The following is a 5,920-nucleotide window of genomic DNA, read 5'->3' as shown; positions in this document are numbered from 1 at the left end:
AATGTTTCCCACTTTGGGCCGAATGACTAAAGTTTATGAGAATACCAAGCCCTTCCGGGTGCTTCAGAAAGAGTGGATACGATGAAAACCTGCTTAGATTAGTCAGGCTGAATGAAGATGGAAAAAGAGCCAAACGACAGCTAACTCAAGCAAAAAAACAGTAGGGAAGAATCAGTTGGAGTTGGAGCAGAATAATGGGCAGGGTTTATACGACAGTTCCTTCGGGTAGAAGAGTATCATCATTTTCCTTCATGGCTAATTGTTTAGGTGCATATACTTCTCGAGAGACGGTAATGTAAGTAAAGGAGAGGTTGATTCATGCAGGTTGTATGGCTGGCAGCTGTTTTCTTCCTACTAATGATTCTATTTGAAACGAGTATTTCTTTCTGGTTAAATTTTGGTTCTGAAAAGAATGCAGCCGAGGAGAAGAAAGTAAGAAGCAAAGTAAAACATGGTATGTTTAAGGGGAAACTTCAAAAAAAGGATGTCTCCTAAATTAAAAAGCAGACACCCGGACGCGGGTGTCTGCTTTTGGTCTTCACGTACAATCTTTAGGCTCGAATTTATCGATATGCCACCAGAAGTTTCCGTCTTCTTCTAGAAGTTGATCAGCACTTTTTGGACCGGTGCTGCCGGCTGGATAATTCGGGAAGTTTGTTTCTTTTGTGTTTTCCCATACTTCAGAAATCGTATCGACAAATTTCCAAGATAGGGCTACTTCATCCCAGTGAGTGAAGTTAGTTGCATCGCCGCGCATACTGTCAAACAAGAGTTTTTCATATGCCTCGGGGGTGTTGATCCGGTCGACTTTACTGCTTGAGTAAGCCAATTGAACAGGCTGTGTTTCAATGTTTTTACCGGATTTTTTTGCGTTAAGGTGAAGCGTGATTCCTTCCTCTGGCTGAATGTGGATGACAAGCAGATTCGGGTTTAACGTTTCATTGGGCTTGTAATACAAATTCATAGGAATGTCTTTAAATTGAACAACAATCCGTGTTGATTTAGCTTCCATTCTTTTTCCTGTACGGATATAAAAAGGAACGCCAGCCCAACGGAAATTGTCAATCATCAACTTACCAGCAACAAATGTTTCCGTATTTGAATTAGGATCTACCATTTGCTCATTTCGATAGGCAGGTAACCTTTCTCCATCCACGACACCTTCGTCGTACTGTCCGCGGACAAAGTATTGACCAACTTCTTCTTTTTTGAGCGGACGAAGCGAACGAAGAGCACGTACTTTTTCACTCCGGATTTCTTCAGTTTCTAAGCGGATTGGCGGTTCCATTGCAAGAAGCGCAACCATTTGCATTAAATGGTTTTGCACCATATCACGGAGTGCACCGCTTGTTTCATAGTACCGGCCGCGTTCTTCCACGCCAAGCACTTCACTAGATGTGACTTGGATGTTAGAAATGTAACGGCTGTTCCAAAGCGGCTCAAATAAGGCATTGGAGAAGCGAATAACTTCTATGTTTTGGACCATTTCTTTACCAAGATAATGATCGATTCGATAAATTTCATCCTCTGAAAAAGCTGTCCGGATTTTATCGTTTAATATTTGAGCTGATTCAAAGCTTGTGCCAAATGGTTTTTCGATAACCAGACGTTTATAACCCTTTGTTTCGGTCAAGTTTTGGGCTTTTAATTGCTCAGCAATTGTTCCGAAAAATTCAGGAGCCATCGCAAGGTAAAAAATACGATTACCTGATAATTTATACTGCTCATCTAGACTTTCTGCCATTTCCCGAAGTTTTATGTATGATCCATCATTGGTTACATCATGAGAATGATAATAGAAATGGGAAGCAAACTCATCGATGTTTTCTGTAGCTCCTGCGAATGTTGTTACGGAATCTTTTACATTTGCTTGGAACTCTTCTTCGGTTAAGGGTCTTCTTGCTACACCAACGACAGCAAAGTTACCCATTTTCTCTTTTTGGAACAACCGATAGATGGAAGGAAATAATTTCCGCTTCGCTAAATCACCAGTAGCACCGAAGATCACGATTAATGCAGTCGGTTTATTCGCTGTTGTCACAATAAAAAACCTCTCTTTTCTATAAAATACATGTGTACCATCAACTTCATCATTTTAATGATTGTTTTGCTTTAACGCAATCAATTGAACCTATACTTCTTAATTTTTATAGAGGCTGTCCTTTATTTTCCCCTTAATGCTGCTAATTTATGTTCCCGTTGGTTTATGATATATTTAACCTAAAGAATAATTGTATAATCGGAGGGTGTATTGTGGATTTTGTTTTTTTAGGAACTGGTGCAGGAATACCGGCTAAAGCGAGAAATGTATCTGCCATTGCCCTAGAACTGCTCGAAGAACGAGGTGCTGTTTGGCTATTCGATTGCGGAGAGGCTACTCAGCATCAAATATTAAGGACTCCAGTAAAACCGAGACGGATTGAAAAAATTTTCATTACGCATCTACACGGCGATCATATTTTCGGTCTTCCAGGACTATTAAGCAGCCGTTCGTTTCAAGGCGGGACAGAAGAATTAATCATATATGGACCAACAGGAATTGAAGAGTTCGTATTAACAAGCTTAAGGGTTAGTGGAACCCGTGTTTTGTATCCATTGCAATTTATAGAGGTTACTGAAGGGGTCGTGTTTGAAGATGAAACTTTTATCGTGACTGCTATGCCGCTTGATCATGGTATATTCTGTCTTGGTTATCGAATCGTTGAAAAAGATCGGCCAGGTGTGCTGCTCGTTGATAAATTACGCTTAGAAGGAATAAAGCCCGGTCCTTTATTTAAGCGCTTAAAAAATGGTGAGGATGTACAGCTCGAGGATGGGAGAATTCTGAGTGGAAAGAATTATCTTGGCGAACCGCAAAAGGGAAGAGTGATCACCATTTTAGGTGACACGAGACCTTGTGAGGCAGTAAATCTTCTAGCTGAAAATGCAGATTATCTTGTGCATGAAGCGACTTTTTCTGAAAAAGATGTGAAAATTGCACATGATTATTATCATTCCACTACCGTCCAGGCAGCTGAAACTGCCAGTCGTGTTGGAGTGAAACAGTTAATCTTGACGCATATTAGTTCACGTTATCTAGCAGATGATATCATCCAGCTTCGGAATGAAGCCGCTGCTGTTTTTCCTGAAACAATAATTGCTGAAGACCTATTGTCAGTGAAGATCCCCTTAAATTAAAGGGAAAGAACTAGAGCTGAATAGTTAAAAGGGCTATACTATAATCATAGATCGAAATGCTATTAAAAGGAGCTATTAATATGAGCAAGGATACACTACATACTAAGGCGATTGATTTTTTATTGAAGACGAGCCGGACATTCTTTATCCCAATCAGCCACCTTCCAGGTGAACTGCAAGATACAGTGGGGGCTGCTTACCTTTGTATGAGAGCTATAGATGAGATTGAAGATCATCCGAAACTTCCTTCTGAGGTGAAAATCAAGTTATTGACTGAATTAAGCAAACTGCTCCAGGAAGACGTTTCAAAAGAATCCATTGAGACGTTATTTGAGCCGTACCACTCGTTACTCCCAGAAGTGACTCTCCTGCTGCATGACTGGATTAGTCTCTGTCCGGATTCAATTTCCGAAAAGGTCCTAGAATCAACAGCGATCATGGCAGGTGGAATGGCTAAATGGACGGAGAAAAACTGGGAAATTAAAAGTGTAGAGGATCTTGATGAGTACACCTATTATGTTGCAGGACTTGTAGGTGTGATGCTCACAGATATCTGGAAATGGTATGACGAAACCGAGGCAGATAAAGAGCTGGCCATAGCATTCGGACGCGGCCTGCAGGCTGTTAATATTCTTCGCAACAAAGGGGAAGATTCTGAACGCGGGGTTAACTTTTATCCGCAAGGCTGGGGATTTGAGGAAATGCTTGCTTATACCCAAACGAATTTAAGCCTAGCTGATACCTACTTAACAGAAATCAAGTCTCAGGTGGTTCGGAATTTCTGTAATATTCCTTTAGCGCTTGCCCATGGAACGTTAAAGGCTTTACTTGAAGGACGAGAAAAAATTAACCGGACTGAGGTAAACGAAATCGTGGATAACGCGATTAATAAGTAATGAAGAAACAATAAAAACCCGACTCTCCTAAATGAGAGTTGGGTTTTTATTGTTTTAATAGTTAGAATATTCCTAAAAAAATCAAAAAATAGATTGTAAAAGTTTGTCCAATATGACTATAATTTTATAATAAAAAGAGATGTAGGGGGATCAGGGATGAAAAAGAACTGGTTGAAAACAGGAGCATCACTCGTATTGGCTGGTGTCTTGCTTTCAGGGTGCACTGACACAGCTGAAAAAGATGATTCGTCGGGGGAAAAACAAGAAAAGGTGACAATTGGCGTCACTCAGATTGTCCAGCATGCTTCACTGGATGAAGCTTTTAAAGGATTTAAAAAAGCGTTAGAGGATCAAAAGATAGATGCAGAGTTCGATGAACAGAACGCACAAGGTGATCCAAATAACAGCCAGACAATCGCGACAAATTTTGTGAATGATAAAGTAGACTTAATTTTTGCAAATTCGACTCCTAGTGCGTTAAGTGCATTAAATGCGACGAAGGATATTCCGATTGTGTTTACTTCTGTAACAGATCCTGTTGTAACCAAATTGGTACAATCAATGGAATCTCCCGGTGGTAACGTGACGGGAACAACGGACTATCATCCAGAAGCCATCCCTAAATCAATTGCCTTCCTTGCGGATGAACTTAGTGCAAAGAAAATCGGGACCATCTACAACGCAGGCGAACAAAATTCCGTTGTTCAAGTCGATGCCTTAAAGGAAGAAGCTAAAAAGGCAGGTGTTGAAATTGTCGAAGCTTCTGTATCTACTTCAGCAGAAGTGAAACAAGCAACCGAGTCACTGATTGGCAAAGTAGATGCATTTTATATTATCACGGATAATACGGTTGTTTCTGCCCTTGAATCGGTAGTTATGGTTGCTAATGACAAAGACATTCCTTTATTAGTAGGTGAATTAGATTCAGTCGGACGCGGCGGGTTTGCAGCTTTCGGCTTCAGTTACTATGATATTGGCTATGAAGCTGGAGAAAAGGCAGCCGAGATTCTGAAGGATGGCAAGAAACCTTCAGAACTAGCTGTTCAATATCCACAAAAACTAAAATTGGTTATCAATGAAACAGCCGCAAAAGAAATGGGAATAGAAATCAAAGAAGAATGGAAATCAGAAGCAGAGCTTGTAAAATAAATGATCTCATAACGAGAAAACCCTTCTAAATACTGTCTAGTATTCTTGAATGGTTTGTGCTTTGTAATAGAAAGGATGACTACGATGTTCCCTGCATTATTTAGTTCAGTTGAATCCGGAATGATCTATGCGATTATGGCTCTGGGGGTATATTTAACGTTTCGCATTCTCGATTTTCCGGATTTAACAGTGGATGGCAGCTTTGTTACTGGAGCATCTTTATCCGCGATTATGATTATCAATGGATATTCACCGCTCATAGCTACAGCAGCAGCTTTGTTAGCAGGATTTGCCGCAGGTACGATTACGGGGCTGCTGCATACGAGAGGGAATATTAATCCTCTTTTATCAGGCATTCTTATGATGATTGCGCTTTACTCCATTAATTTACGGATTATGGGAAAGTCCAATATTCCCCTGCTGTCTGAGTCTACCTTAATGACATCTATTCAAGAAATGTGGTCAAAAACGAAAGTAGATGAAGTGCTGAATAAGGGACTGACCTTTATTGGATTGGGAGACAGCTTACCAAAAACATGGTCGATTTTGATCATTATGTTTTTCTTGGCTGTCCTCATTAAAATAATTATGTCGAATTTTTTAAAAACAGAGGTGGGCCTTGCACTCCGGGCGACTGGTGATAATGAATCGATGGTAACAAGTTTTTCAGCCAATACAAAAAATATGAAGGTACTTGG

6 protein-coding genes are annotated in these 5,920 nt (G+C 40.3%); 5 read left to right on the top strand and 1 reads right to left on the bottom strand.

From position 1 onward, the window contains the following. The first annotated feature begins 318 nt into the window (after positions 1–318). Complete coding sequence (locus AC52RT_RS16345; RefSeq protein ID WP_495541727.1) at positions 319–495, top strand: hypothetical protein; 177 nt, start codon at positions 319–321, stop codon at positions 493–495. 43 nt (positions 496–538) lie between these two features. On the opposite strand, the gene zwf is transcribed toward AC52RT_RS16345, so the two are convergent. Next, on the bottom strand, positions 539–2,041 hold the full coding sequence (gene zwf / locus AC52RT_RS16340) for a glucose-6-phosphate dehydrogenase (protein ID WP_495541726.1): 1,503 nt from the start codon (positions 2,039–2,041) through the stop codon (positions 539–541). 212 nt (positions 2,042–2,253) lie between these two features. On the opposite strand from zwf, the gene rnz reads away from it, so the two are divergent. From rnz to AC52RT_RS16320, 4 genes are all read left to right on the top strand, one after another. Next, positions 2,254–3,177, top strand: coding sequence for a ribonuclease Z (gene rnz / locus AC52RT_RS16335; protein ID WP_495541725.1), 924 nt, complete (start codon positions 2,254–2,256; stop codon positions 3,175–3,177). Between the two features lie 80 nt (positions 3,178–3,257). Further along, positions 3,258–4,073, top strand: a complete 816-nt coding sequence (locus AC52RT_RS16330; protein ID WP_495541724.1) for a squalene/phytoene synthase family protein — start codon at positions 3,258–3,260, stop codon at positions 4,071–4,073. A gap of 156 nt (positions 4,074–4,229) precedes the next feature. Beyond that, a complete protein-coding gene (locus tag AC52RT_RS16325) occupies positions 4,230–5,222 on the top strand; it encodes an ABC transporter substrate-binding protein (RefSeq protein WP_495541723.1) in 993 nt (330 codons plus the stop codon). An 84-nt stretch (positions 5,223–5,306) separates the two neighbouring features. Then, positions 5,307–5,920 (top strand): ABC transporter permease (locus AC52RT_RS16320; RefSeq protein WP_495541728.1); only part of this gene is annotated, 614 nt, incomplete at its 3' end.

The sequence above is a fragment of the Peribacillus sp. genome (assembly GCF_059453735.1).
This window is presented reverse-complemented; position numbering and strand designations above follow the sequence as displayed.